Annotated in this window: 23 protein-coding genes; 14 read left to right on the plus strand and 9 right to left on the minus strand. The window is 67.8% G+C overall.

Features of this window, described 5'->3' with window-relative positions; translation table 11 throughout:
• Positions 1-134: 134 nt before the first annotated feature.
• Both AB0M15_RS16460 and AB0M15_RS16465 read right to left on the minus strand, forming a co-directional pair.
• Complete coding sequence (locus AB0M15_RS16460; protein WP_164594311.1) at positions 135-401, minus strand: WhiB family transcriptional regulator; 267 nt, start codon at positions 399-401, stop codon at positions 135-137.
• Between the two features lie 272 nt (positions 402-673).
• Positions 674-1,900, minus strand: a complete 1,227-nt coding sequence (locus AB0M15_RS16465) for a hypothetical protein (RefSeq protein WP_363818874.1) — start codon at positions 1,898-1,900, stop codon at positions 674-676.
• 114 nt (positions 1,901-2,014) lie between these two features.
• Here AB0M15_RS16465 and cofD point away from each other — a divergent pair, with 114 nt between their 5' ends.
• The 3 genes from cofD (at position 2,015) to AB0M15_RS16480 (ending at position 4,764) form a co-directional block, all read left to right on the plus strand.
• The gene (gene cofD, locus AB0M15_RS16470) at positions 2,015-2,992 is read left to right on the plus strand and encodes a 2-phospho-L-lactate transferase (protein WP_363818877.1); all 978 of its coding nucleotides are present in this window, start codon (positions 2,015-2,017) and stop codon (positions 2,990-2,992) included.
• On the plus strand, positions 2,989-3,957 hold the full coding sequence (locus tag AB0M15_RS16475; RefSeq protein ID WP_363818880.1) for a coenzyme F420-0:L-glutamate ligase: 969 nt from the start codon (positions 2,989-2,991) through the stop codon (positions 3,955-3,957). Before cofD ends, AB0M15_RS16475 begins: the two co-directional genes overlap by 4 nt.
• Positions 3,958-4,044: 87 nt before the next feature.
• Positions 4,045-4,764: a DUF3105 domain-containing protein gene (locus AB0M15_RS16480; RefSeq protein WP_363818882.1), complete on the plus strand. Its 720-nt coding sequence runs from the start codon at positions 4,045-4,047 to the stop codon at positions 4,762-4,764.
• A gap of 78 nt (positions 4,765-4,842) precedes the next feature.
• Here AB0M15_RS16480 and AB0M15_RS16485 read toward each other — a convergent pair whose 3' ends face one another.
• Entirely contained in the window at positions 4,843-5,940 is a 1,098-nt protein-coding gene (locus tag AB0M15_RS16485) for a sugar phosphate nucleotidyltransferase (protein WP_363818884.1), read from the minus strand.
• 25 nt (positions 5,941-5,965) lie between these two features.
• Complete coding sequence (locus AB0M15_RS16490) at positions 5,966-7,090, minus strand: NAD(+)/NADH kinase (protein ID WP_363818886.1); 1,125 nt, start codon at positions 7,088-7,090, stop codon at positions 5,966-5,968.
• 128 nt (positions 7,091-7,218) lie between these two features.
• Here AB0M15_RS16490 and AB0M15_RS16495 point away from each other — a divergent pair, with 128 nt between their 5' ends.
• The 6 genes from AB0M15_RS16495 to AB0M15_RS16520 all read left to right on the plus strand — a co-directional run bounded on the left by AB0M15_RS16495 (position 7,219) and on the right by AB0M15_RS16520 (position 13,773).
• Entirely contained in the window at positions 7,219-7,860 is a 642-nt protein-coding gene (locus AB0M15_RS16495; RefSeq protein WP_363818889.1) for a hypothetical protein, read from the plus strand.
• Positions 7,857-9,128, plus strand: a complete 1,272-nt coding sequence (locus AB0M15_RS16500; protein ID WP_363818891.1) for a peptidoglycan-binding protein — start codon at positions 7,857-7,859, stop codon at positions 9,126-9,128. Before AB0M15_RS16495 ends, AB0M15_RS16500 begins: the two co-directional genes overlap by 4 nt.
• A complete protein-coding gene (locus AB0M15_RS16505) occupies positions 9,125-9,793 on the plus strand; it encodes an ABC transporter ATP-binding protein (RefSeq protein ID WP_363818894.1) in 669 nt (222 codons plus the stop codon). The genes AB0M15_RS16500 and AB0M15_RS16505 overlap by 4 nt, the downstream gene beginning before the upstream one ends.
• A gap of 74 nt (positions 9,794-9,867) precedes the next feature.
• Entirely contained in the window at positions 9,868-11,142 is a 1,275-nt protein-coding gene (locus tag AB0M15_RS16510) for an ABC transporter permease (protein WP_363820234.1), read from the plus strand.
• Positions 11,143-11,219: 77 nt separating this feature from the next.
• A complete protein-coding gene (locus tag AB0M15_RS16515) occupies positions 11,220-11,915 on the plus strand; it encodes a response regulator transcription factor (RefSeq protein ID WP_363818896.1) in 696 nt (231 codons plus the stop codon).
• 1 nt (position 11,916) lies between these two features.
• Positions 11,917-13,773 carry an ATP-binding protein gene (locus AB0M15_RS16520; protein WP_363818899.1) on the plus strand — a complete coding sequence of 619 codons (1,857 nt, stop codon included), beginning with the start codon at positions 11,917-11,919 and terminating at the stop codon, positions 13,771-13,773.
• A gap of 5 nt (positions 13,774-13,778) precedes the next feature.
• Here AB0M15_RS16520 and AB0M15_RS16525 read toward each other — a convergent pair whose 3' ends face one another.
• Positions 13,779-14,867, minus strand: coding sequence for a hemolysin family protein (locus AB0M15_RS16525; RefSeq protein ID WP_363818901.1), 1,089 nt, complete (start codon positions 14,865-14,867; stop codon positions 13,779-13,781).
• On the minus strand, positions 14,864-16,201 hold the full coding sequence (locus AB0M15_RS16530; protein ID WP_363818904.1) for a hemolysin family protein: 1,338 nt from the start codon (positions 16,199-16,201) through the stop codon (positions 14,864-14,866). The genes AB0M15_RS16525 and AB0M15_RS16530 overlap by 4 nt, the downstream gene beginning before the upstream one ends.
• Positions 16,202-16,255: 54 nt before the next feature.
• Here AB0M15_RS16530 and AB0M15_RS16535 point away from each other — a divergent pair, with 54 nt between their 5' ends.
• Positions 16,256-17,068: a class I SAM-dependent methyltransferase gene (locus AB0M15_RS16535; protein WP_363818906.1), complete on the plus strand. Its 813-nt coding sequence runs from the start codon at positions 16,256-16,258 to the stop codon at positions 17,066-17,068.
• A 71-nt stretch (positions 17,069-17,139) separates the two neighbouring features.
• Here AB0M15_RS16535 and AB0M15_RS16540 read toward each other — a convergent pair whose 3' ends face one another.
• On the minus strand, positions 17,140-17,991 hold the full coding sequence (locus AB0M15_RS16540) for an SDR family NAD(P)-dependent oxidoreductase (RefSeq protein ID WP_363818909.1): 852 nt from the start codon (positions 17,989-17,991) through the stop codon (positions 17,140-17,142).
• 70 nt (positions 17,992-18,061) lie between these two features.
• On the opposite strand from AB0M15_RS16540, the gene AB0M15_RS16545 reads away from it, so the two are divergent.
• Positions 18,062-18,973, plus strand: a complete 912-nt coding sequence (locus AB0M15_RS16545; protein WP_363818911.1) for a LysR family transcriptional regulator — start codon at positions 18,062-18,064, stop codon at positions 18,971-18,973.
• A gap of 70 nt (positions 18,974-19,043) precedes the next feature.
• Here AB0M15_RS16545 and AB0M15_RS16550 read toward each other — a convergent pair whose 3' ends face one another.
• Positions 19,044-19,244: a twin-arginine translocase TatA/TatE family subunit gene (locus AB0M15_RS16550; RefSeq protein ID WP_363818913.1), complete on the minus strand. Its 201-nt coding sequence runs from the start codon at positions 19,242-19,244 to the stop codon at positions 19,044-19,046.
• A gap of 159 nt (positions 19,245-19,403) precedes the next feature.
• On the opposite strand from AB0M15_RS16550, the gene AB0M15_RS16555 reads away from it, so the two are divergent.
• Positions 19,404-20,081, plus strand: coding sequence for a TIGR03089 family protein (locus tag AB0M15_RS16555; RefSeq protein ID WP_363818916.1), 678 nt, complete (start codon positions 19,404-19,406; stop codon positions 20,079-20,081).
• Positions 20,082-20,867, plus strand: coding sequence for an SDR family NAD(P)-dependent oxidoreductase (locus AB0M15_RS16560; RefSeq protein WP_363818918.1), 786 nt, complete (start codon positions 20,082-20,084; stop codon positions 20,865-20,867).
• Here the strand turns inward: AB0M15_RS16560 and AB0M15_RS16565 are convergent.
• Positions 20,852-21,664 carry an alpha/beta hydrolase gene (locus AB0M15_RS16565; RefSeq protein ID WP_363818921.1) on the minus strand — a complete coding sequence of 271 codons (813 nt, stop codon included), beginning with the start codon at positions 21,662-21,664 and terminating at the stop codon, positions 20,852-20,854. The genes AB0M15_RS16560 and AB0M15_RS16565 overlap by 16 nt on opposite strands.
• A gap of 1,139 nt (positions 21,665-22,803) precedes the next feature.
• Here AB0M15_RS16565 and AB0M15_RS16570 point away from each other — a divergent pair.
• Complete coding sequence (locus tag AB0M15_RS16570) at positions 22,804-24,129, plus strand: bifunctional o-acetylhomoserine/o-acetylserine sulfhydrylase (RefSeq protein WP_363818923.1); 1,326 nt, start codon at positions 22,804-22,806, stop codon at positions 24,127-24,129.

Here is a 24,129-nt window from a genome sequence, read left to right on the forward strand (position 1 = left end):
TGGTGCAGCGAGGCTTCACCTTACGCGACAGCGGCAGCACCCCTGAACACAGCAGCGGGCCCCGGTGGACAAAGTCCCTCCGGGGCCTCACGCCGATGTTTGTATGAACTTGTTGACTTAATGAAGTAAGCCCGTCAGACGGCCTTCTTCTTCAGCTTGCGGCGCTCCCGCTCCGACAGCCCGCCCCAGATTCCGAAGCGTTCGTCGTTGTGCAGTGCGTACTCGAGGCATTCGCCCCGTACGTCGCACCCGAGGCAGACCTTCTTCGCCTCGCGGGTGGAACCACCCTTCTCCGGGAAGAAAGCCTCTGGATCGGTCTGGGCGCACAGCGCCCGTTCCTGCCAGTTCGGCTCCTCCTCGATCGCCTCACCGTCGACAATCGCCAGCAGCGTTTCTGTCACGGTACGACCTCCTCGACCCTGTTCGTTCCCCTGTACATGTGGGCTTGCGGTCCCACATGCCTGACCTCGACCGCTCTGTGTGCTGAAAGCGGTCCCCGATACCGAGTGTCCAACGAACGACACGGTTGAAATTACATTCCTGCAATCCACGAAAGTCAAGCCGTGGTCTGCTATTGGCATCATCCGCAACACGGCTGCAAAAGAACGAGAGGCCTGTCTGCACAGGCCTCTCGGTCTACTTCAGCGCCCTGTCAGGGCGGTTGACTTCCTGGTCAGGAAGGCTGTGACCACCAGCCCTGCTGACCGTTCTGGCCCTGCTGCTGCTGTCCTTCTTCGTCCTTCGGAGCGTCGGAAACCGGCGTCTCGACGCGGGTTTCGTCTGCCCCTTCGGGAACCGCTGCCTCGGCCGGCTGCTCGGCCGCCGGAGCTGCCTCCGCCTGCCAGGCTTGGCCTTCCTGCGGCCAGGTCTGGTGCTGCTGCTCGGGCTGCGCGGCTTCCTGCGCGGGCCACTCCTGCTGTGCAGGCTGCTGACCGTACTGCTCCTGAGCCGGCGCGCCCCACTGCTGACCGGAGTCGGCGCCGCCCCACTGCTGCTGCTCCTGCGGCCACTGCTGGCCCTGCTCCTGGCCGCCCCACTGTTGCTGGCCTTCGGGGCTCCACTGCTGCGTCGGCTCGGCTGCGTGGCCCTCAGCGGACCAGGCCTGCTCGGCGGGCTGAGCAGCCGGGGTCTCGGCGTGCGGCTGGGCCTCTGCGTCGGTGACAGGCCAGGTCTGCTGCTGCTCGCCCTGGTTCCAGCTCTGCTCCTGCGGCCACTGCTGCTCGCCGCCCTGTGCTGCGGCGTAGCCACCAGCTGCGCCTGCAGCGGCACCGGCCGCACCGGCACCGTACGCGCCGTACTGCTCGTTCTGACCGTACTGGCCCTGGGGAGCGCCGTACTGCCCGTACTGGCCCTGCTGGGTGCCGTACTGGCCGCCCTGCTGGGGGTACTGGCCCGGAGCGCCGTACTGACCCTGCTGGCCGGCGAACTGGCCCTGCGCACCGGCCTTCGGAACGCGGACCGGAGCCGGCAGGCTCTGGAAGGTCTTCAGGATGTAGAGACCGGCGACGCCGTACAGCGCGAGGCCGCCGATGGCGAAGATGAAGCTGGTGATCTTCAGACCGGCCGTGCTGGTCTCGCCGAAGCTGGCGAAGGCCACGATCAGTCCGATCACGACCAGCAGGCCCGTGATGGAGAGCGCCGCCAGGGTGACGGTGCGGGCGTTCGGGGTCCGCTCACCCGCTTCGTTCACCAGCCAGACGGAGGCCGCCAGGGAGACCAGCAGCACGAGTGCCTGGAGGGTGGGCGGGGTGACCTGGCCCTGCACGACAGCAGCGGCGTTGGTGAAGCCCGCGCTGCCGACGAACAGCCGGATCAGCAAGGCCAGCGCCACGAGGCCGGCGAAGGCGAGCAAGATGTACGCGACCGGCTCTCTGAGCTTCTTGGTTGCGTCGGTGACCACGAGGGCTCCTCGGGATGTTGGGGGCCGTTCAACTGACAGTTGACACACATCGGACCCTCGGCAGCATAGTCGTGCGGTGGTCGACTGCTTTGACGACTCGTGGAAACTGTTCCCATGCGATTGACAGTGCTTGCCGGCGGCATCGGCGGTTCCACCTTCCTGCGCGGTCTGCTGAAGGCCCGCCCGGACGCCGAGATCACCGTGGTGGGGAACACCGCGGACGACATCACCCTGTTCGGGCTGCGGGTCTGCCCCGACCTCGACACGGTGATGTACACCCTGGGTGACGGCATCTCAAAGGAGCGTGGCTGGGGCCGGGAGGACGAGACCTGGGTGATCAAGGAGGAGCTCGCGGCGTACGGCGTGGAGCCCACCTGGTTCGGCCTGGGCGACCGGGACGTGGCCACCCACCTGGTGCGGACCCAGATGCTCGACGCCGGCTACGGGCTGGCCGCGGTGACCGAGGCGCTCTGCAGCCGGTGGAAGCTGCCGGTCCGGTTGCTGCCGATGAGCGACGACCGGGTCGAGACGCATGTCGTGGTCGACGACCCGGACAACCCGGGCACCAAGAAGGCGATCCACTTCCAGGAGTACTGGGTCCGGCTGCACGCCGAGGTGACCGCGCACCAGATCGTGGCGGTCGGCTCGGAGAAGGCCAAGCCGGCGCCGGGTGTGCTCGACGCGATCGCCGAGTGCGACGCGCTGCTGCTGCCGCCGTCGAACCCGGTCGTCTCGATCGGCACCATCCTCGGTGTCCCCGGCATCCGCGACGCGGTCCGCGAGACGTCCGCGCCGGTGATCGGGATCTCCCCCATCATCGGCACCAGCCCGGTCCGCGGGATGGCCGACAAGGTGCTGGCGGCGATCGGGGTCGAGTCCACGGCGGGTGCCGTCGCCCGGCACTACGGGTCGCGGGCGGCGGACGGCGTACTGGACGGGTGGCTGATCGACACGTCGGATGCGGCCCAGCTGGAGTCGATCGCGACGGCCGGCATCCATGCGCAGGCGGTGCCGCTATGGATGACTGACGAGGACACGACGGCTGCGCTGGCCTCTGCTGCGCTGACCTTGGCCGAGGCGGTCCGCCGGTGAGGAAGCACCTCGAAGTATTCCCAGTAGTCGGCCTGCCTGAGGTCGCGGCCGGGGATGACCTGGCCGGGCTGATCGGGTCGGCTGCTGACTTGCATGACGGCGACGTCGTCTCGGTGACCTCGAAGATCGTCAGCAAGGCCGAGGGTCGTTTGACCACGGGCACCCGGGACGAGGCGATCGATGCCGAGCTCGTGCGGGTGGTGGCTTCGCGTGGCGACACCCGGATCGTGCAGACGCGGCATGGGCTGGTGATGGCCGCTGCGGGCACCGACACCTCCAACACCCACCCCGGCACCGTCCTGCTGCTCCCGGTCGACCCGGACCTGTCCGCACGGTCGCTGCGGGAGGCGCTGAAGGACCGGTACGACGTGAACGTGGGCGTAGTCATCACGGACACGCTGGGCCGCCCCTGGCGCAACGGGCAGATCGACCTGGCCATCGGAGCCGCCGGGGTCCAGGTGATCGAGGACCTGCGCGGCAGTACCGACAGTCACGGCAATGTGCTGGCCGTGACCGAGCCTGCGCTGGCCGATGAGATCGCTGCGGCCAGCGAGCTGGTGAAGGGCAAGGCGGACGGCGTACCGGTCGCTGTACTGCGTGGGCTGGCTGATGTGGTGTTCCCGGCCGGTGAGCACGGGCCGGGCGCTCGGGCGCTGGTGCGGGACGCGGAGATGGACCTGTTCAGCCTGGGGACTCGGGAGGCGGCGCTGGCCGCAGTACTGGATCGTCGAGGGCCTGCCGGGCCACGCGAGGCCTCCGCTTCGCTGTGGGAGTCGGTGCCGCTGGACGGCGTACAGGTGGAGCTTCTCGGGAGTGCTCTGAAGGTCACCGGGGCCTCTGGCGTCGCTGTCGGAGTGGCAGCCGAGCGGCTGGCCGTGGTGCTGCACGCGGAGGGTTACGGGGTCTCTGTGGCGACTGGACCGGGGAGTGAGGCGACGGTCACGTTCGGCTCACGGTCTCGATAGTTTTCTAGGCAACTTCTCAGGCACCTTGCGTACACTGCATCCGCACGGCGGCTCCGAGACCGCCCCTGATCCGGGAAGACCATCACTGTGGGTAAGTCTCAGAAGCAGTCACGCCGCGAGCTCGTCGAGAAGATGCAGCGCGATCAGGCCCGCGGTGACCGAAACCGCACTCGTCTCATCATTGCCGCCTGCATCGTGGTCGGTCTCGCGATCATCGCCTACCCGGCGATCAAGCTGATCCAGGACTCGAAGACCCGGAACGCGGCCATCTCCGACCTCGGCGTCGCCGCCTCGGCCGCGTCCTGTGACACGCCGACCGAGGACAAGGCCTCCGGCACCCAGGACCACAAGCCGGACGGCACAGTGATCGCGTACCCGGTCTCGCCGCCCTCGTCCGGCCCGCACTACGCCGTCTGGGCCCCGCTGTCGAAGAAGTTCTACGCCGACAGCGACCGCCCGCCGGTCCCGAACCTGGTCCACAACCTGGAACACGGCTACACGATCCTCTGGTACAACGAGGAAACGATGAAGAAGCAGGACCAGGTAGACCTGATCGAGAAGATCTCCAAGGCGAAACTCCCCGAAAGCTCCAACGGCAAGTTCATCGCCGCCCCCTTCAAGGCCTCCGACGGCGCCGCCTGGCCGGCCGGCAAGAACATCGCCTTCTCCCACTGGTCCGGCATGGCCGCCGACGGCAAAACCGCCTTCGGCCACCGCCAGTTCTGCAACTCCGTCTCCGGCGAAGCCCTGAAGAACTTCATGGACAAGTACCCGTCGACCGACGCCCAGGAGCCCAACGGCGGCTGAGTTCCCCAGCACGCTGAGTTTTCCTGGTACAGAGAGAAGCCCCGGACCTGAGGTCCGGGGCTTCTTGTTGTCGCGGGTTCAGACGTAGCGGTCGGCGTGGTCGGACTGGACTATCGCGACCAGGTCCTTGATCCGCTCGCCGTCGGCCAGCGGGCAGACCAGGGTGACGTCCTTGGTGTGCACGATGATGTGCCCACTCAGCCCGACCGCCGCGATCAGGTGGTCCGGGTCGTCGGTGACGATCACGTTGTCGTGCGAGTCGAGCAGACAGCTGAGCGCCGACGGCTCGTGCCGGTTGCCGTCGGCATCGACCTCGTACGTACCGGCCAGCGCCGCCCAGGAGCCGACATCGAGCCAGTGCACCGGCATCGGCAGGACGACGACGTCCGCGTCGACCTTGCCCTGCGAGGCCGGCTCCAGCATGGCGTAGTCGATGCTGATCTTGCGCAGGGTCGGGTAGATCTCGGCCAGGGTGGCTTCGCGTTCCGCCGTGTCCCAGACCGAGGCGACCTGCCGGAGCTGCGCGGCCGACTCCGGCAGCAGCTTGTCGAGCAGGTCCAGCACCGTCTCGGCGCGCCAGACGAACATGCCGGAGTTCCACCAGAACCGGCCGGTGGCCAGGTACTCCTCGGCCGTCTCGCGATCCGGCTTCTCCCGGAACCGGTCCACCGCGTACGCCGGTGTGCCCTCGATCGCGTCACCGCGCTCGACGTAGCCGAGTCCCGTGTGCGGATGAGTCGGCTCGATCCCGAACGTCACCAGCGACCGGGGCCGCTGCTCCACGACCTCGAACCCAGCCTCGATCGCCGCGCGGAACTCGTCCTCAGGCGTGATCAGGTGGTCCGATCCGACGATCGCCAGGACAGCGTCCGGGTCGTTGCGGGCAACTACGGCCGAGGCCAGGCCGACCGCGTTGGCCGTGTCCCGGCCGACCGGCTCGCCGATGATGTTGTGTTCACCGAGCTCCGGCAGCTCCTCGCGGACCAGGTCCGTGTGCGCTGCCACCGTGCAGACATAGATGTTGGCCGGATCGACCAGACCCTTCAGCCGGTTGTAGGCCACTCGGAGCAGGGAGTTGCCTGCTGCCAAGGGCAGTACCTGCTTGGGTTTGTCCGCCCTGGACAGCGGCCACAGCCGTGTCCCCGAGCCGCCGGCCAGGATCACCACGTTTCGCATGGGGAGGGAGCCTACCGGGCTGGGACTACTCCGCCGGCCCAGTGGCTGACTCGGCGGCAGGCTCTACTTCGCAGGCCGGGTTGTCTGACGGAGGCTCTGGGGGTGGTGGGAGGCGGAGGTGGGCCAGGTCTGGGGGGATGGGGGTGATGGGGCGGAAGAAGGGGTCTGGGTCGCCGTCTATGCCGGTGGCGGGGGCGTCGGTTAGGCGGAAGCGGTCGCGGAGGCGGCCGTAGAAGTCGGTGGGGCGTAGGCGGACCAGGCGAAGGCGGCGGACTGAGCCGTAGACGCCTATCCAGTCGCCTGGGTCCAGTACGCCGCGTAGTTGGCCGTCGATGCTTACTGCGGCCTGGCCGGAGTGTGGGAGGACTCGGAGGCCTACTGGTTCGTCGGGGGCGGCTACGACCGTGCGGTTGAAGGTCATGTGCGGGGCGACGGGGGTGAAGACGACTGCTTCCATGTTGGGCGACAGGATCGGGCCGCCGGCGGCGAAGCTGTACGCCGTACTGCCGGTCGGGGTGGCCACGATGAGGGCGTCCGCGGAGTACGACGCGAGCAGGCGGCCGGACAGGTAGACGCCGACGCTCACCTGGTGGTCGCGGGCGAGCTTCTCGAGTACTACGTCGTTGAGGGCGGTCACGTCGAGCGCAACACCCCACCCGTCGGCTTCCGGGCTCTCCTCACGTACAGCGGGTGGCGGTAGCGCCGGGCCGTGCCCGTAGCGCAGTAGGGCCTCTATGCCGCTCGGGATCTCCAGGGGCCGGGAGGCGCGCATGGTGAGCGTCATCCGCTCCTCGATCGTCGCCTGGTCGTGGTGGACGGCCTCTAGCGCCTCCTCGACGTCACTGCAGGCCACCTCGGTCAGGAAGCCGACCTTGCCGAGGTCTACGCCCAGTACGGCGGCACCGTTCTTGGCGGCGATCCGGGCGCCGCGCAAGAAGGTACCGTCGCCGCCCAGGGTGACGACCAGGTCGGGGTTGCCGGCGTGCTGCATCTCCGCCATCCCGCCGCGGCGGTGCTCGTGGTCCTTCCAGACGTCGATGTCGGTACAGCCGATGTCGTTCTTCTTGCACCACTCGCGGACCACCCCTGCCGCCTGGACGGCGAGCGGGCGGGCTTGGTGGACGACGAGGCCGAGACGACTGACGGGCACTGTGCGACTCCTCCGGTACGACGACTGCCTGGCGCCTGTACGACGCTGCCGACCACCGTATGTCGTGCGGACCGGATCACCACCGTCAGCCGACATTTCCCTGACATTCACCGGCCACCGTGAACGCTATGAACACTGTGCTCGATTCCTTCCCCGCCCCACCACCCCGGTCGCTCCTCAACTGGGCCCCGCTGGTCCTGCTCGCCGTCGTGGCGACCGGCTGCTCGTCCTCGAAGGCGGACGCCCAGGCGCAGACCCACGACACCGGCAAGGCCCCGGAGATCGCCACCCTGACCACTCCGCCGCCCGGCAAGACGACCACCAAGGCGACACCGAAGGACCCGGACGCCGGCCGGCCGCGCGAGCGGATCGACATGACCGATGCCGACCGCAAACGGTTGTACGCGCCGTACCTGTCCTGCCTGAAGGACAACGGGATCGACACCTCCAAGCGCGGCCAGGAGCCCGGCGTACTCGGCAGTGGCCCGACCACCGACCCGAAGAAGGCCAAGAACGCGGGCAAGGTCTGCGAGCCGAAGCTGCCGCTGCCCGCCTGGGAGATCGACGCGAACAACCCCGACGCGCTCGACTTCGGCCGCAAGGTCGTGCAGTGCCTCAAGGACAAGGGCGTCAAGTACGTCGAGCTGTCCACCGACACGTCGTCGGGCATCGTCGGCCCGGCGCTCGGCGGGCCGCAGAACGACATGCAGTCGATCACCAAGGGCATGGACCTGATGCCGGAGTGCCAGCGCGAGGTGGCCGGCAAGTGACCAAGCGTTCTCGCCGGGTGGTCGGGCTGGTCATCGGTGCTGTTGTGGTCGCCGGGGTGGGGGTCGCGGGGGTCCGGGTGTTCGAAAAGCCGGAGAAGGCAGTGGCGTCGGACGGTCCTGATCCCGCGCAGACGGTGGAGATCGTGCGGACGGATCTGTCGCAGGCGAGGGATCTGAGTGGGCAACTCGGGTACGGCGTCAGCCAGACGGTCAAGAGTCATGCCGAGGGGACGATCACCTGGCTGCCGAAGGTGGGCGCGGCGGTGGAGCAGGGTGGTGTGCTGTTCCGGGTCGACGACAAGCCGGTGCTGCTGTTCTACGGCGGTACGCCGCTCTTCCGCACCATCGGCAAGGCGCCAACACCACCGGTCGACCCTGCCGGCAACCCACCCGGCGCACCCTCAACGCCGGGCACCCCGGAGTCGCCTGGCACGCAGGACTCGCCTGGCAAGTCGGATTCGCCCGGCACGCCTGGCAGGCCGGATTCGCCTGGCACGCCGTCCGACTCCTCGTCGACGCCGCCGGGTGGCTCGCCGGGCAAGGGTGCGGAGAAGCCGATTGAGGGCCCGGATGTGCGGGTGGTCAAGCAGAACCTGACCGCGCTCGGGTTCTTGCCCAAGACAACGACCGACAAGTTGACCTCGGCAACCACCAAGGCAATCAAGAAGTGGCAGAAATCCCTCGACCTGGCGGAGACCGGGGTGATCGATCCGGCGAGTGTTGTCGTCCTCCCCGGAGCCGTCCGCGTCGACTCGATCAAGGCGGCGCTCGGCGATCCGGCCGCGGCGGAAATCCTCGGCGTGACCGCGACCGACAAGGTCGTCACGCTACCCGTCGATGCCGACTCCACCCAGGGCATCAGCGCCGGCGCGAAGGTGAAGCTCACCCTCCCGAACGGCAAGGCGACGACCGGCACGATCCGCAGCGTCGGTACGGACGCGACACCGCCACCCAGCGATGGCAATCCGGCCGACGGCGGCAAGAAGGCGCAGGTGACAGCGCTCATCACACTCGACCATCAGGCCGCGAGCGCCGGGGTCGACTCGGGCCCGGTGACAGTCCCGGTGCCGGGGGCGTCACGGAAGGGCGTGCTTGTAGTACCGGTCGCTGCGTTGCTTGCGTTGCGCGAAGGCGGCTACGCAGTACAGGTTGTCACCGGTACTACGACCGCGCTCATCGGTGTCAAAACCGGAATGTTTGCCGACGGCGACGTCGAGATCACCGGCACCGGTTTGCAGGCCGGCCAAAAGGTGGTGACCACGTCATGACCGCCGTAGTCGAACTCACCCATGCGACAAAGGAATACCCAGGCGGCGTCCGCGCCCTCGACAACGTCTCCCTGCGAATCGAACCCGGCGAACTGCTAGCAATCGTCGGCCCCTCCGGCTCCGGCAAATCCACCCTGCTCAACCTGATGGGCACCCTCGACCGCCCCACCGCCGGCACGGTCGCAATCTCCGGCCACGGCGTCGCCGCCCTCTCCGACCGCGAACTCTCCGCCCTCCGCGGCCGCTCGATCGGCTTCGTATTCCAGCAGTTCCACCTCTCCGACGGCCACACCGCCACCGAAAACGTAGCCACCGGCCTCCTGTACGCCGGTACGCCCCGTCGCACCCGCAAACCCCTAGCCCTCGAGGCGCTCGCCAAGGTCGGCCTCTCCCACCGAGCCAACCACCACCCCCACCAACTCTCCGGCGGCGAACGCCAACGAGTAGCCATCGCCCGAGCCCTCGTCAACTCCCCCGCGATAGTCCTGGCCGACGAACCCACCGGAGCCCTGGACACCACCAACGGCCACGCAGTCCTGGACCTCCTCCACCAACTCCACTCCACCGGCACCACCATCGCCGTCATCACCCACGACCGAGACATAGCCGCCCACCTCCCCCGCCGACTCGAAATGCGCGACGGCCACCTAGTAGGAGACGCATGACCCACCCCAACCCCACCCAACCACCCACCGAGACCCCCGCCCGGCCACAGCAAGAGGCGAGCGGCAGTGGGCTGATGGCGGGCGAAGGTGGTAGCCGGCTGCGACGGGGACTGCGCAGGTCGCGTGGTCGCGGTGACCAGTTGACCCAACCTGTGCGGTTGGCGCTCTCTGACCTCCTCCTGCTTGGGCTTACTCGGGTGCGGACGAGGCCTCTGCGGGCTGCGTTGTCGGCGTTGGGGATTTCGATTGGGATTGCGACGATGATCGTGGTGACCGGGATTCCCGCGTCCAGTCAGCAGGCTGTGCTGGATGAGTTGTCGACGTTGGGGCCGGATTTGTTGCGGGCTGCGGCTGTGCCTAATGCGAATGATCAGAGTCAGGCGGCTGGGTTGCCGGTTGAGTCGGTGGGGATGGCAGAGCGGATCGGGCCGGTGCACGAGGTCAGTGGCGTGGCCAATGTGCATGCGAGCGTGCGGCGGTCGGACAAGATCGATGGGACTACTAACAGCAGTGGGATCACTGTGTTGGCCGGGACGCCCAATCTGCTGGATCTGCTCGGGGCGAAGGTTTACTCAGGCAAGTTTTTGTCTCAGGCAACCGACAAGTTCCCGACCGTCGTGCTCGGCGCCAAAGCCGCCACCTGGCTCGGCATCACCGACCTGCCAGCCGGTCAGCCGCCACCGCGGATCCTGCTCAACGACACCTGGTTCACCGTCATCGGCATCCTCTCGACCTCACCGCTAGCCCCAGACGTCGAGCAATCCGTCCTGATCGGCTGGGAGGCCGCCAAGACGATTCTCGGCTTCGACGGCCGACCATCCGTCGTCTACGTCCGCTCCGCCGACACAGCAGTCGAGGACGTCCGCGCAGTACTCGGCCGCACCCTCAGCCCCGAGCAACCCGGCATGGTCCAGGTCAGCCGCCCCTCCGAAGCCCTCGCCGCCAAACGCATCACCCAGAACGCCTTCTCCACCCTGTTCCTCGGCCTGGCCGGCGTAGCGCTGCTGGTCGGCGGCATCGGCGTCGCCAACACGATGGTCATCTCCGTCCTCGAACGCCGCCGCGAGATCGGCCTCCGCCGCGCCCTCGGCGCCAACCGCCGCCAGATCCGCGGCCAGTTCCTCACCGAATCCGTCGTCCTCTGCACCATCGGCGGCCTGATGGGCGCCATCCTCGGCATCCTCGGCGTGATCGGGTACGCCGACGCGCAAAACTGGCCCATCGTCATCCCACCCACCGCCGTCCTCGCCGGCCTGGCCGCCTCCATCTCCGTCGGCGTCCTAGCCGGCGTCTACCCCGCGATCCGCGCATCGTTGCTCACCCCAACAGAAGCGCTCGCGTCAGATTGACTATCAAATGTCAGGATGTTGTCCCGGCCGACCGCACATCACCCGGAGCGACGACAACCCGACCTATAGTCGAAGCCATGTGTGCCCAGGTCGTGCTCGCCGAGGACGACGAGAAGCAGGCCGAGCTCGTCCGGCGCTACCTCGAACGCGAGAACCACGAAGTCACCGTCGTCCACGACGGCCGCTCGGCGCTCGACGAAGTCCGCCGCCGTCAGCCCGAACTCCTCGTCCTCGACGTGATGCTCCCCGGCGTCGACGGCCTCGACGTCTGCCGGATCCTGCGCCGCGAGTCCGACATCCCCGTCCTGATGCTCACCGCCCGTACCGAGGAAGACGACATGCTCCTCGGCCTCGACCTCGGCGCCGACGACTACATGACCAAACCCTTCAGCCCCCGCGAACTAGCAGCTCGCGTACGCACCCTGCTGAGACGAAGCAACGGCAGACCATCACCAGCCACCGAACCGGACACCATGCTCCGAGTAGGCGGCGTCGCCATCGACCCCGAACGCCACGAGTTGTTTGCCGACGGCACCAAAATCACCTGTACGCCCGGCGAGTTCCGCCTGATCGCGACGATGGCCGCCCGCCCCCACCGCGTCTTCACCAGGGCCCAACTGCTCGAGCAACTGCACGGCATCGACCAATACATCACCACCCGCACGATCGACACGCACGTACTCAACCTGCGCAAGAAGATCGAGCCCGACCCCCGCAAACCGATCCGCCTGCTGACCGTCTACGGCGTCGGCTACAAGCTGACCGACGGGTGAAATGACCGCCCGGCGGAGCTTGCTCGTCCGGCTGCTGGCCGGAGCCGTCCTGATCGCGCTCTGCTCGATCGCGGCGACCGCCTGGCTCGCGGCCCGCAGTACGACGGTCGCCATCCAGCAGCAACAAGGCCAAGCGCTCGCCGACGACGCAAAGATCTACAACACCCTGGTCGGGTTCGCCGCAACCCATCGCAGCTGGTCGGGTATCGGCAAGGAGATCTCCCGGCTCGCCTTCGACACCGGCCGGCAGATCAGCCTCACCACCCGCGACCGCCGGCTCATCTCCGGCCAGCCGGTTCCGGCGACCCAGACCCCGTCCGCGCTCGTCTGGCCGCTCGACCTCAGTACCGGCCTCGGCGGTACGCCGACCGACGCGACCGGGCAGATCGACTCCCGGGTCGTCGGCCCGTTCAAGCTCTCCGACGCGGCGAAGTCCAGACTCGACGACGTGGCCACGAGGGTCCTCAAGTGCGTACAGCTCAGCTCGGGCGGACTCGGCAAGATCACCTACGACCCGACCGGCCGGCCGCAGATCGAGGGAGCGTCGCAGTACATCCTGGATCAGTGCCCGTCGGATGCGCTCGACGAGATCGACTCCGAGCAGGGCAAGGCGTATTCGGATTTGCAGAGCCGGGTCAACGCCTGCCTGGCCAAACGCGGACCGACCACGCCGATCAAGCTCCAGGCCGACCTGAGCTGGACCCCGTACTTCGGTGTCACCACCAGCCAGCTGCAGCCCGGCCCCACCAGCAGGCCAGCCGAAACCCCGTCCGACAGGCGATCCGTCAAACCCTCCGTGGCGCCTCCGCTACCCGACCCCGCGGCTGTCGAGGCCTGTATGACCGCCTCGCGGCGCGCCCTGCTCACCCCTTACGTCGCTCCGCCCGCCCTCCTCTTCGTCAGCACCCACAGCGAGGCGTCGGCGGAGTTCGACCTGTCCCCCGCGAACCAGAAACGCATCGCCGGCGTCGCCGCTGCGATCCTCGGTATCACCGTGCTGATCGCAGCCGTCGGCGGAATCCGCCTGGTCCAACCGCTGCGAGCCCTCACCAAGGCGTCGCGACGGATGACCAGCGGCGACGAGAACGTCCGGGTGAAGGTCCGCGGCATCGACGAGATCGGCCAACTCTCATTGGCATTCAACGAGCTGGCCGACGCCCGAGCCAAGACCGAATCGTTGCGCAGAGCAATGGTCAGCGACATCGCACACGAACTCCGAACACCACTCAGCAACATCCGCGGCTGGCTGGAAGCCGTCGAGGACGGCGTCGCCCAACCGGACGCAACCTTCATCGCCTCACTCGGCGAAGAGGCCGCGCTCCTGCAACACATCCTCGACGACCTCCGCGACCTCGCCACCGCCGACGCCGGCAACCTACGCATCCACCCCGAACGGGTCTACCTAGGCCTGCTACTCGACCAGGTCGCCACTACGTTCCGCAGCCAAGCCGAACACGCCAACATCACGTTAACCTCAACAACCACCGGCGACATCGAACTAGAAGCCGACCCAGTCCGCCTACGCCAGGCCGTAGGCAACCTAGTAGCCAACGCCCTCCGCTTCACCCCCGCGGCCGGCACAGTCCAAATCACCGGCCGCATCGAAGACGAGGCCGGCGAGGTCGTCATCGACGTGATCGACACCGGTGCGGGCATCGCCGCTGAGGATCTACCGAAGGTCTTCGACCGGTTCTGGCGCGCAGAACAGTCCCGCAACCGCCACACCGGCGGCAGCGGCCTCGGCCTGCCGATCGTCCGCAGCCTGATCGAAGCCCACGGCGGCACCGCCACCGCAACCAGCACCCTCGACGGAGGCTCCACCTTCACCCTCCGCCTTCCCGCATCCCTCCACCGGTGAGCCGGTCATCCTTCAGCGGCCGGTGGCGGGGGTGGGGTTCGGCGGGAGGCCGTGATTATGGGGTCTGTTTCGTCGTCGAATTCGCCGATTACCTCCTCTAGGAGGTCTTCTAGGGCTACTACGCCGACGGGGGTGTCGCCTTCCTGGACTACGGCTAGTTGGGAGCGTTTTTCTCGCATCAGGCGGATTGCGGCCGCGACCGGAGTGGTGGCTGGTAGGCGGAGGGGCTCGGTCATCAGTTGGGATGCCTGGAGAGTGGTGCCGCCTCGGGTGGTGGCTCGGGCGGCGTCGCTGACGTGGACTATGCCGCAGACTGCGGTGGTACCGGGGGTTACGACGGCTAGCCGGGAGTGGCCTTCTCGGCGGCTGGTCAGTTCTACCTCTCGGGCGCTGGCGGAGGCCGTGACGGTGGATACCGAGACGGTGGGGGTCATCACCTGGGCGACGGTGATGTTCTGCAGGGCGAGCATCGCGGTGAGGAGGTCGTGTTCTGGGGCTTCCAGGGTGCCGTGTTCGCGGGAGGACTCGATCAGCAGGCGCAGCTCGTCGGGACCGTGGGCGTTGGCCAGCTCGTTCTGCGGGGTCACCTTCAGGACGCGGAGGCAGAGGTTCGCCATCCAGTTCAGGACGATCAGCAGCGGGCGTACGAGGTACGTGAAGCCCCGGAACGGCAACGCCAGCAGCAAAGCCGACCGTTCGGGATCGCTGATCGCCCACGACTTCGGGGCCATCTCGCCAAGCAGTACGTGCAGCAGGCCGATCCCGCCGACGGCGATGATCAGCGCGATCACATGCCCAGCTTCCTCAGGGATTCCGACCAGCTCGAACAGCGGATGCAGCAGGTCCGCCACCGCCGGCTCCGACAGCGAGCCAAGTCCCAGCGTGCACAACGTGATCCCGAGCTGAGCACCCGCGAGCATCAACGACAGCTCGCTCACCCCGGCGATCGCCGCCCGCGCGGCCCGCGAACCCGACGCGGCCGCCTGCTCGAGCCGATGCCGCTTCGACGCGACCAGCGAGAACTCCGCCGACACGAAGAACCCATTGAGGATCAGCAGCAACAAGGAGATCAGCAGCGCAACCGTAGTACTCATGAGAGACGCTCCAGTACGACGATGCCCGGCACGTGCCGAAGTACGGTCTGAACGCGAAGCCGCACCAACTCCAAAGGCACCGGCCGCCCGTCATGGTCGAAGCGCCGAGGCAACTCCACCACCAACTCGTCATCAACCACGGGAATCCGCCCGAGCCGAGCCATGATCAAACCGGACACCGTGTCGTAGTCCTCGTCCTCCGGCAGCTGGATCCCAGTAGCCTCGGCCACCTGATCGATCCGCCACCGCGCGGGCAAGGTCCACGACCCATCCGGGTTCGAGATCAGGTCAGGCTCCGGCAGATCATCCTCGTCGCGGATCTCGCCCACCAATTCCTCAGCGATGTCCTCCAGCGTCAACACCCCGGCGAACCCACCGAATTCATCGACCACGATCGCAAGCTGCCGATGCGCGGTACGAAGCGCCTGCAGTACTGCGGGCAGCGGCAAGGTCGACGGTACGACGACCGGCGGCGAGATCAGCGAGACCGCCGTGAAGCGGGCCCTCTGGGCCGGCTCGATCTCCACCACGTCGCCGATCGCGATCACCCCGACCACCTCGTCGACCGACTCCCCGATCACCGGGAACCGGCTGTGCCCGGTGTCGAGCAGCTCGACCACCCGGGTCAGCGGCTCGTCGCGGTGCACGGTGATCACGTCGACGCGCGGCGTCATCACCTCGTCGGCGTTGCGGTACCGGAAGTCGAGCCCGCGATCGAGCAGCCGCATCGTGTCCTCGTCCAGCAGGCCCTGCTCGTACGACGTGGCGATGATCCGGTCCAGGTCCTGGGCGGTGGCGCCTTGCGGGAGCTCCTCGACCGGCTCGATCCCGACCCGGCGCAGGATCCGGTTCGAGGTGGCGTCGAAGACGTGGATCAGCGGGCCGGCGACGGTCAGGTAGATCAGCGTCGACCGGGACAGCCGCAGCGCGATCGCCTCGGCCCGGGCGATCGCCAGGTTCTTCGGGGCCAGCTCGCCGAACACCATCTGGATGATCGTTGCCAACAGCAACGCCAGGATGACGGAGATGGTCAGGCTCACGCCGGCCGGCAGGCCCGCAGTACCGAGCAGGTCCTCCAGACCGGCGCCCAGGTACGGCTGGGCGACGTAGCCGGCCAGCAGCGCGGTGACGGTGATGCCGACCTGCGCGCCCGACAGGACGAAAGACAGCCGGGCCGTCACCTTCAGCGCTCTGGCCGCGGCCGCGTTACCCCCGTCGGCCAGGCTCTGCAGCCGGTTCCGGTCCACTGCGACGTAGGAGAACTCCTGGGCCACGAAATAGCCGGTGGCAACGGTCAACGCCAGGATCAGCACCAGGCCGATCACGATCAACATGCAGTGACTTTAGCTTGAGTAGCATGGTGCACCGGCGACGGATGGAGGCTTCGGGTGAGCGAACGGCGTGAGGTGAAGCTCGGTCCTGCCCAGGAGACGATGCTGATCCCGCTGTACGGCCGGGCGGTCGAGGCGCGCAAAGAGCAGCCGATGCTCAGTGACGCCAAGGCGGTCGAGATCGTCGACTCGCTCGACTACGACTTCGCCAAGTTCGACGGCAACCGCAGCCTGGCTGGCGCGGTGCTGCGCGGGATGATCTTCGACGGCTGGGTCTCCGAGTTCCTCGGTGAGCATCCCGGCGGGACCGTGGTCGAGATCGGCGCCGGGCTGAACACGCGGTTCGAGCGGCTCGACAACGGGGCGTGCCATTGGGTCGAGCTGGATCTGCCGGACTCGATGGAGCTGCGGCGGCAGTTCTTCGAGCCGACCGACCGGCGGGCGATGGTCGCCGGGTCGGTGACCGATGCCGACTGGCTCGGCGCTGTGCGCGAGCACCCGGGGCCGTACTTCTTCGTCGCCGAGGCCGTCCTGCCGTATGTGCCCCGCGAAGGCTGCGAGGCCGCGATCGGCTTCATCCGGGACCAGTTCCCCGGCAGCCCGGTCGCCTTCGACACGGCCGGTGCGGCGATGCTGGACCGGATCGACAACCACAACGAGGCCAAGCTGATGTCGGCCAGGTTCCTGTGGCCTTGCAACGACCCGAGCGAGCTGGAGTCCTGGGGCTTGCGCCTGCTCGACAGCCGCACCGTCGCCGAACCCCAGCCCGCGGTCCAGGCCGCCCTGCCACTCGCCTTCCGGGCACAGCTGAGCGCGCTCGCCTTGGCACCACAGGTCAGGACCTACCGCCTGAACCTCTTCACCACCTAGGCCGCGGCTCAGGTCGTGGTCAGTCCGCCGATCCCTTCCACCAAAGGCGAAACACCCAGCAGGGTCGATCTTCAGTCGGTGGTTTCGCCGAGCCAGGGCAGGACTTTGCCGTCGCGGATCAGTTCGCCGTAGGTCGATGGGTCGATGGGTCTGGTGAGGATGAGGTCGAGGATCGGTTGGACTGCTTCTGCTGGGGAGCGGGCCTCGCTGAAGTCTTCGAACCAGGGGCGGGAGGCGCGGGTGTCGACGAGGCCGGGGCAGACCGAGGCGATCAGGGTGTCGCCGGCGAGATCGTCGGTACGCCGGATTGCGGCGACCGCTCGTACCGCGGCCACCTGGGCGACTTTGGAGGGGATGTTGATCCAGTCGGGCCAGCCGTGATCGGCGTGCGTGTCGGCGTGGATGGTCCGGCGCCAGTCCTCGACGGCCTGCTCGATCTGGTCCAGGGTGTGGCCGTCTTCGAACAGTGGCTGGACCTTGGCGTCCAGGTGGTCGAGGGTGCCGAGTGAGCTGGCGACGACGATCAGGCTGCCGGCTGGACGTAGTACCGGGGCGAAGGAACGCAGTACGGCGGTGGCGCCGCCGTTGGCGACTGCGATGAACTCGTCGGCCTGCTCGGCCTGCGTGCGGTCCGGGGACAGCGGGCCGACGGCGTTCGAGATGACGATGTCGACGCCGCCGTAACGGGTCTGCAGGTCGGCGGCCAGTTCGGCGACAGCGGTCGCGTCGGTGACGTCGAGGACTCGGCCTTCAACCTGCGCTGTCCCGTTGACCCGCTCGGCCGCTGCTGCGACGCGTTCCGGGTTGCGGCCCGTGAGTAGGACCAGATCAGCTGCGTCGAGCCGGGCGGCCAGGCCTTCGACGAGGGCGTACCCGATCCCTTGGTTGGCCCCGGTGACCAGGGCGATTCTCTGCGGTCTCATGTCGCCAGGCTAGGAACGGCGGTTGCATGACTCAAACGAGACTTGAGCACGGGTAGTATGCGTAAACGTCATGGACTTCTCCGACGTCTCCCTGGTCGCGCTGCGGGTGTTCCGCGAGGTCGCCGAGCGCGGCACCTTCACGGCCGCGGCGACCGCGCTCGGCTACACCCAGTCGGCCGTCTCCCGCCAGATCGCGTCGATCGAACGCGCGGCGCAGACGCAGCTCCTCGAGCGGCGCCGAGACGGTGTCCGGCTGACAGCCGCCGGTCAGCTGGTACTACGGAACGCGGCCGGCGTACTCGACCAGATCGACGCGACAGCGCGGGAGCTGTCCGGGCTGCCCGTCGAGGGCGGAACCGTCCGGTTGGGGTGGTTCCCGAGCGCCGGTGCCGTGTTGTTGCCGATGGCAATCACTGCGGTGCGTCGTTCGCATCCGGCGATCAACCTGGTCACCCGGGAGGGGACGACTCCCTCGCTGGTCCGATCGCTCCGGGCCGGCAGCATCGACTTGGCGCTTCTCGCCGCCGCCCCACCCTTCCGCCCGCCGGACAGCGAGACGCCCGCGCTGAAGCTGGAGACGCTGGCTGAGCGGCCGTTGCGCATCGCAGTACCGGCCAGTCATCCGCTGGCTGTCGCCGACTCGGTCGACGTCGCCGACCTCCGCGGCCAACGCTGGATCGCCGGCTCCTCAGCCGACCAGATGGGCGTCTGGCCGGGTCTGGACGAACGCCCCGAAATCGCCCACACCGCCCGCGACTGGCTGGCCAAACTCCACCTGGTGGCCGCCGGCGCAGGTATCACCACCGTCTCCACGTCCCTGGAACGCACCACCCCACCCGGCATCCGGGTCCTCACCGTCCGCAACGGCCCCCAAGAACTCCGCCGGATCCTGCTGGCCCGCCTTCCGGGCAAGCTCACCGACCCCACCGAGGCAGTAGCCGACGCCCTCCGCACAGCAGCCCACCAAACCGCCCACCCCTAACCACACCCACCACCTCCTGCACGCCGCGGCACTCGGCCCGAGGCCGCGTGCCGCGCGTAGTACGGGGTTGTCAGAGCTGTGGTTTTTGTTCTTCGGTGGTCTGGGGTTTGTCCTGAGGGTCCGGTTTCTCGGAGAGCTTGCGGAACTCGACCAGGGCCTTGCCGACGTTGCGGGTCAGGTCGGGGAGTTTGTTCGCGCCGAAGATGAGCACGACGATGACGAGCAGCACGCTCCACTCGCCGCCCTCGGGCAGCGCCAGCAATGAAGCCATGACGATCCTTCTTTCCAGGTGTCCCCCACCACGGTACTTCGGGCCGAACGTAGTGCTCTGGGTCGGGCGCTCCCGCTTCAGCTCCGGTGTTCAGGTGCGTGCCTGCCTGGGCGCCGGAGATGGGCGGGCGCGCCCGACCCAGAGCACTATGGTTGTCGCGTGACCCTTCCTGAGTTGTTCGGCGCCGCGGTACGACGGGATGGCGCCAACCCGTTCCTGACCTATTACGACGACGTCACCGGCGAGCGGATCGAGCTCAGCGCGGTCACCACCGCGAACTGGGTGGCGAAGACGGCCAACCTGCTCGCCGACGAGTACGACCTGGAACCGGGCGAGTCCGTCGCGATCGGCCTGCCGCCGCACTGGCTCGGCGTCGTCTGGGCGCTGTCGACCTGGTCGGTCGGCGCGGCCGTCACCAACGGCGTCGGCACGCTCGCGATCACCGGGCCCGACTTCGCCATCCGCGGATCGCGCGAGACGGTCGCGTCGGCGCTGCTGCCGCTCGGTGGCCGGTTCCGGGAGCCGTTGCCGGCCGGGGTCCACGACTACGGGGCCGAGGTCTACAACCATCCGGACCTCTTCGTGCCGTTCGATCCGCCGGGCGGTGGGAGTACGGCGTACGACGAGCAGACCCACGACGAACTGATCGCCGCGGCGGAACCGATCTCCGACCGCGTACTCACCACGACCTCTCTCGTCACGCCGGCCGGCATCGGGACGCTGATCGGCGTGATCGCCGGCGGTGGCTCAATCGTGCTCTGCCGCAACCTCGATCCCGCCAAGCTCGACCGGCGGGTCTCGGACGAGAAGGTCGATCGCGTTCTGGAGGGGATCTAGATGCAGCGTTTCGATGGCAAGGTGGCGCTCGTGACGGCGGGGGCGCAGGGGATCGGCGCCGCGGTCGCGCGGCGGATCGCGGCCGAGGGTGGCTCGGTGGTGATCACCGATCTGCAAGAGGACAAGATCGAGGCGCTGGCCGCGGAGTTGGGTGACGCGCTGGCCGTCCGTCTTGATGTGACCGTCCGCGAGGAGGTCGACGCGGCCGTTGCGGCGGCTGTCGAGCGGTTCGGGCGGCTCGACGTACTGGTCAACAATGCGGGCGGGTGCATCGTCAGTACCGTCCCTGAGGACACGAGCGACTCCGAATGGCACCGGCAACTCGACCTCACGTTGGTCGGCGCGGCGCGCTGCATCCAGGCGTCGCTTCCCCATCTGGTGAAGACCCGCGGCAACGTCGTCACGATCAGCTCGGTGAACGGGATCGCTGCCTTCGGCAACATCGAGTACGCCGCTGCGAAGGCCGGCCAGATCGCACTGACCCAGAACTTCGCCGCCCGCTACGGCAGCATGGGCGTCCGCTTCAACGTCGTCGCCCCCGGCACCGTCCACACCCCGAACTGGGACAACCAGCCGGACACCCTGGAGAAGTTCAAGGCTCTCTACCCGTTGGGCCGGGTAGGCCAACCCGAAGACATCGCCGCCGCCGTAGCCTTCCTGGCCTCCTCCGACGCCTCCTGGATCACCGGCCACACCCTCCCCGTAGAAGGCGGCGTCCTCACCGGCCCCGGCCTACTGGACCTGACCCCCACCGGCCCCTTCCGCAAGGACTACCCGACGACCTGACCTCTCAGCCAGTCGTAGATCTCTTCGTACGTGGCAGACCCAGGCAAGTGCCCACCCTCGAAGACATGGCCCTGCACTCCGGGAATGTGCTCGAGAAGATAGTCGGCATCTTCCGAGGGAACGTTGGCGTCGCTCGTACCTCGCCACAGCCCCACCGGCACCTTGATCTCCGACAGCTCGAACCCCCACGGCCGGGCAAGCGCAAAACTGTCGTCGACCCACCCATCCGTCCCCTCGACAAAGGTCGCCCGCAGCCGCTCCATCGCGTCCGGATCATCCCGCGCCGCAGGCCCCGGCCCTGTTGGCAACTCCGGCGCACCATCGTCGATCCGCCCCACGATCTCCGCCGCCACCTCCGCAAGTTGGCGCCGCAACTCCCCCTCCTCAGGCGCAGCCTTCTTCGGATCGGCCGGCTTGACCCCAGAGATCACCACACACGAGCTGACCCGATCCCCCAGCAACGCCGCACAAGCCAACGCATGCGGCGCCCCACCCGACCCACCACTCACCGCAAACCGTTCCCACCCCTGCGCGTCCATCAACGCCCGCACATCCTCCACCGCATCAACCACCATCCGCCCCGGCCGCCGGGTCGATCCGCCATACCCGGGCCGGTCGTAAACCAGATGTCTGAACCCACTCCCCGACATCGACTCAGCCAACGCCGGCCACTTCCACCGACTACTAGGCGTCCCGTTGTGCGACACCACCGGATACCCACCCTCCGGCCCGTACAAGCAGTACCGAAGCACCGCCCCATCCGCCCGAACCACTTCATACGTCTCCGGATTGGCCATCCCCCCATCCAACCCCACCAAGGGCCCACAAACCCCAAATCTGCAAGGCCTTACGTGCAGATTCCACATCGACAACTGCTCCTCCATTTGTGCAACAGCCGCTGCACAAATGGAGGCCTCGCCGGGGCATCCAATCTGCCCCACAAAGGCCGCCACAACCCAACATCCGGCGAACGTGGCGGCTGGCGGCAGCGTGCTCATAGGCACCCCTGTCCGGCGATTTCTGTGGGCCTCCCAGCCGGAGCGTCGCAGTAGTACAGTCGACCCATCACGATCAGCCCGGACGCCTAACGGCTCGGGCTGATTTTCTCTTTCCGGTAGGACGAGTCATAGCGGAGCACCGACGCCGTGGCTGCCGATTCCGTCCTGCGTCCGGACCGAGGTGACGCCCAGCGTCAATAGCCGTGCGGCAGCAACCGTCGAAGCCGCAGGCCTTCCCCGCAGGGGGAGTTGGTCTGCCTTGCCGCATCCGGTGGCGAAGTGACGCCAAGCGTTACGAGGCCGACGACGGCGGGCACCCGGAGCAGCTGCGGCTCGCTTGCGTGGGAATCCTTCGCCCGTGCCGCATCCCGGCGCGAGGTGACGCCAAGCGTCACGAGCCGGTCGGCGGCAACGGCTGGGAGCGGACAACCATTCCACGCATAGGGAGTTGGTGGCCCGGGCCGCATCTGGTGGCGAGGTGACGCCAAGCGTCACGAGCCCGGGGTCGGGCGACCGGGTGAGGTGGTCGGGTAAGTCGGTGGGCGGGTTGGCGAGTCGGGCTGTGGCGGCGATAGAGCTGAGGGCGAACGCTTCAACAAAGCGGGCGACGTAGGAGCCCGCGTGCTGGGTGGGTGGGAGCTCAGCGCCCGGCGAGTGACGGAGGAGCGAGTGGGGCGCCGGCGTGGGGAGTACTACGGATGATCAGCATGTGGACGGTTACCGGGGGTCAATGTCTAGTGACGTTATCGTCTTTCGTACGAGGGCGGTCCGTCAGCGGCGGCCCGGGGAGCCAGGAGCTGTTATGAGCGAGTGTTGTTGCCGCTAGCGCCTGTTGTGAGCTGAAAACCCCTTAACCACAAGGCGTGCCGATCGTTCCGCGCAGCACGAGAGCAGCGGAGCTGATGGGCTGCGCCGTCGTACCCGAGAACAGGACCGTCATGAGCGAGAACACGACCCCCAGCTGGTCTTTCGAGACCCGGCAGATCCACGCCGGCCAGACGTCCGACGCGACGACGAACGCGCGGGCGCTGCCGATCTATCAGACCACGTCGTACACCTTCGACAGTACCGATCATGCCGCGAGCCTGTTCGGGCTGCAGGAGTTCGGCAACATCTACACCCGGATCCAGAACCCGACCCAGGACGCGGTCGAGCAGCGGATCGCAAGCCTGGAAGGCGGAACGGCCGCACTCCTGGTGAGCTCCGGCCAAGCCGCCACGAGCCTCGCGCTGCTCAACGTCGCCGAGGCCGGCGACCACATCGTCAGCAGCCCGAGCCTGTACGGCGGTACGTACAACCTGTTCCACTACACGTTCCCCAAGCTCGGTATCGAGGTCAGCTTCGTCGAGGACCCGAGCGACCTGGAGTCGTGGAAGGCCGCGATCAAGCCGAACACGAAGGCGTTCTTCGGCGAGACGATCGCCAACCCGAAGAGTGAGATCTTCGACATCGAGGGGATCGCCGGTGTCGCGCACGAGTTCGGCGTACCGCTGATCGTCGACAACACCGTCGCCACCCCGTACGTGCTGCGCCCGCTGGAGCACGGCGCCGACGTCGTCGTGCACTCGGCGACGAAGTACCTGGGCGGTCACGGTACGGCGATCGCCGGCGTCATCGTCGACTCCGGCAAGTTCGACTACGCGCAGAACCCGGAGCGGTTCCCCGGCTTCAACCAGCCCGACGACAGCTACCACGGGCTCACCTACGCGACCGCGCTCGGCGTCGGCTCGGACCTCGGCAACCTCGCGTACATCCTCAAGGCGCGCGTCCAGTGGCTGCGGGACCTCGGTACTGCGGTGTCGCCGTTCAACGCGTTCCTCATCGCCCAGGGCCTCGAAACCCTGTCGCTGCGGATCGAGCGCCACCTCGACAACGCGCTCAAGGTCGCGCAGTGGCTCGAGGCACGCGACGAGGTCGACAGCGTCGCGTACGCGAGCCTGCCGTCCAGCCAGTACTACGAGTTGGCGCAGAAATACACCCCCCGTGGAGCCGGCGCCGTGGTCGCGTTCGAGATCAAGGGCGGCGTCGACGCGGGCAAGCGATTCGTCGACGCGCTGCAGCTGCACAGCCACGTGGCCAACATCGGCGACGTCCGCTCGCTCGTCATCCACCCGGCGTCGACCACACACAGCCAGCTCTCCGCCGAGGACCAGCTCGCATCCGGCGTAACCCCCGGCCTGGTCCGGCTCGCGGTCGGCCTCGAGCACATCGACGACATCCTGGCTGACCTCGAGGTCGGTTTCGCCGCGGCCAAGTCGGTCTGA

The sequence above is a fragment of the Kribbella sp. NPDC051718 genome (assembly GCF_040681515.1).
In the GTDB taxonomy this organism is placed as follows: Bacteria; Actinomycetota; Actinomycetes; order Propionibacteriales; family Kribbellaceae; genus Kribbella.

Coding starts and splice junctions, on each gene's coding strand:
- cofD (WP_363818877.1), top strand. CDS start 2,015: ATGCGATTGACAGTGCTTGCCGGCGGCATCGGCGGTTCCACCTTCCTG.
- AB0M15_RS16485 (WP_363818884.1), bottom strand. CDS start 5,940: ATGCGAAACGTGGTGATCCTGGCCGGCGGCTCGGGGACACGGCTGTGG.
- AB0M15_RS16495 (WP_363818889.1), top strand. CDS start 7,219: ATGAACACTGTGCTCGATTCCTTCCCCGCCCCACCACCCCGGTCGCTC.
- AB0M15_RS16505 (WP_363818894.1), top strand. CDS start 9,125: ATGACCGCCGTAGTCGAACTCACCCATGCGACAAAGGAATACCCAGGC.
- AB0M15_RS16510 (WP_363820234.1), top strand. CDS start 9,868: ATGGCGGGCGAAGGTGGTAGCCGGCTGCGACGGGGACTGCGCAGGTCG.
- AB0M15_RS16515 (WP_363818896.1), top strand. CDS start 11,220: ATGTGTGCCCAGGTCGTGCTCGCCGAGGACGACGAGAAGCAGGCCGAG.
- AB0M15_RS16520 (WP_363818899.1), top strand. CDS start 11,917: ATGACCGCCCGGCGGAGCTTGCTCGTCCGGCTGCTGGCCGGAGCCGTC.
- AB0M15_RS16525 (WP_363818901.1), bottom strand. CDS start 14,867: ATGAGTACTACGGTTGCGCTGCTGATCTCCTTGTTGCTGCTGATCCTC.
- AB0M15_RS16530 (WP_363818904.1), bottom strand. CDS start 16,201: ATGTTGATCGTGATCGGCCTGGTGCTGATCCTGGCGTTGACCGTTGCC.
- AB0M15_RS16540 (WP_363818909.1), bottom strand. CDS start 17,991: ATGAGACCGCAGAGAATCGCCCTGGTCACCGGGGCCAACCAAGGGATC.
- AB0M15_RS16545 (WP_363818911.1), top strand. CDS start 18,062: ATGGACTTCTCCGACGTCTCCCTGGTCGCGCTGCGGGTGTTCCGCGAG.
- AB0M15_RS16550 (WP_363818913.1), bottom strand. CDS start 19,244: ATGGCTTCATTGCTGGCGCTGCCCGAGGGCGGCGAGTGGAGCGTGCTG.
- AB0M15_RS16560 (WP_363818918.1), top strand. CDS start 20,082: ATGCAGCGTTTCGATGGCAAGGTGGCGCTCGTGACGGCGGGGGCGCAG.
- AB0M15_RS16565 (WP_363818921.1), bottom strand. CDS start 21,664: ATGGCCAATCCGGAGACGTATGAAGTGGTTCGGGCGGATGGGGCGGTG.
- AB0M15_RS16570 (WP_363818923.1), top strand. CDS start 22,804: ATGAGCGAGAACACGACCCCCAGCTGGTCTTTCGAGACCCGGCAGATC.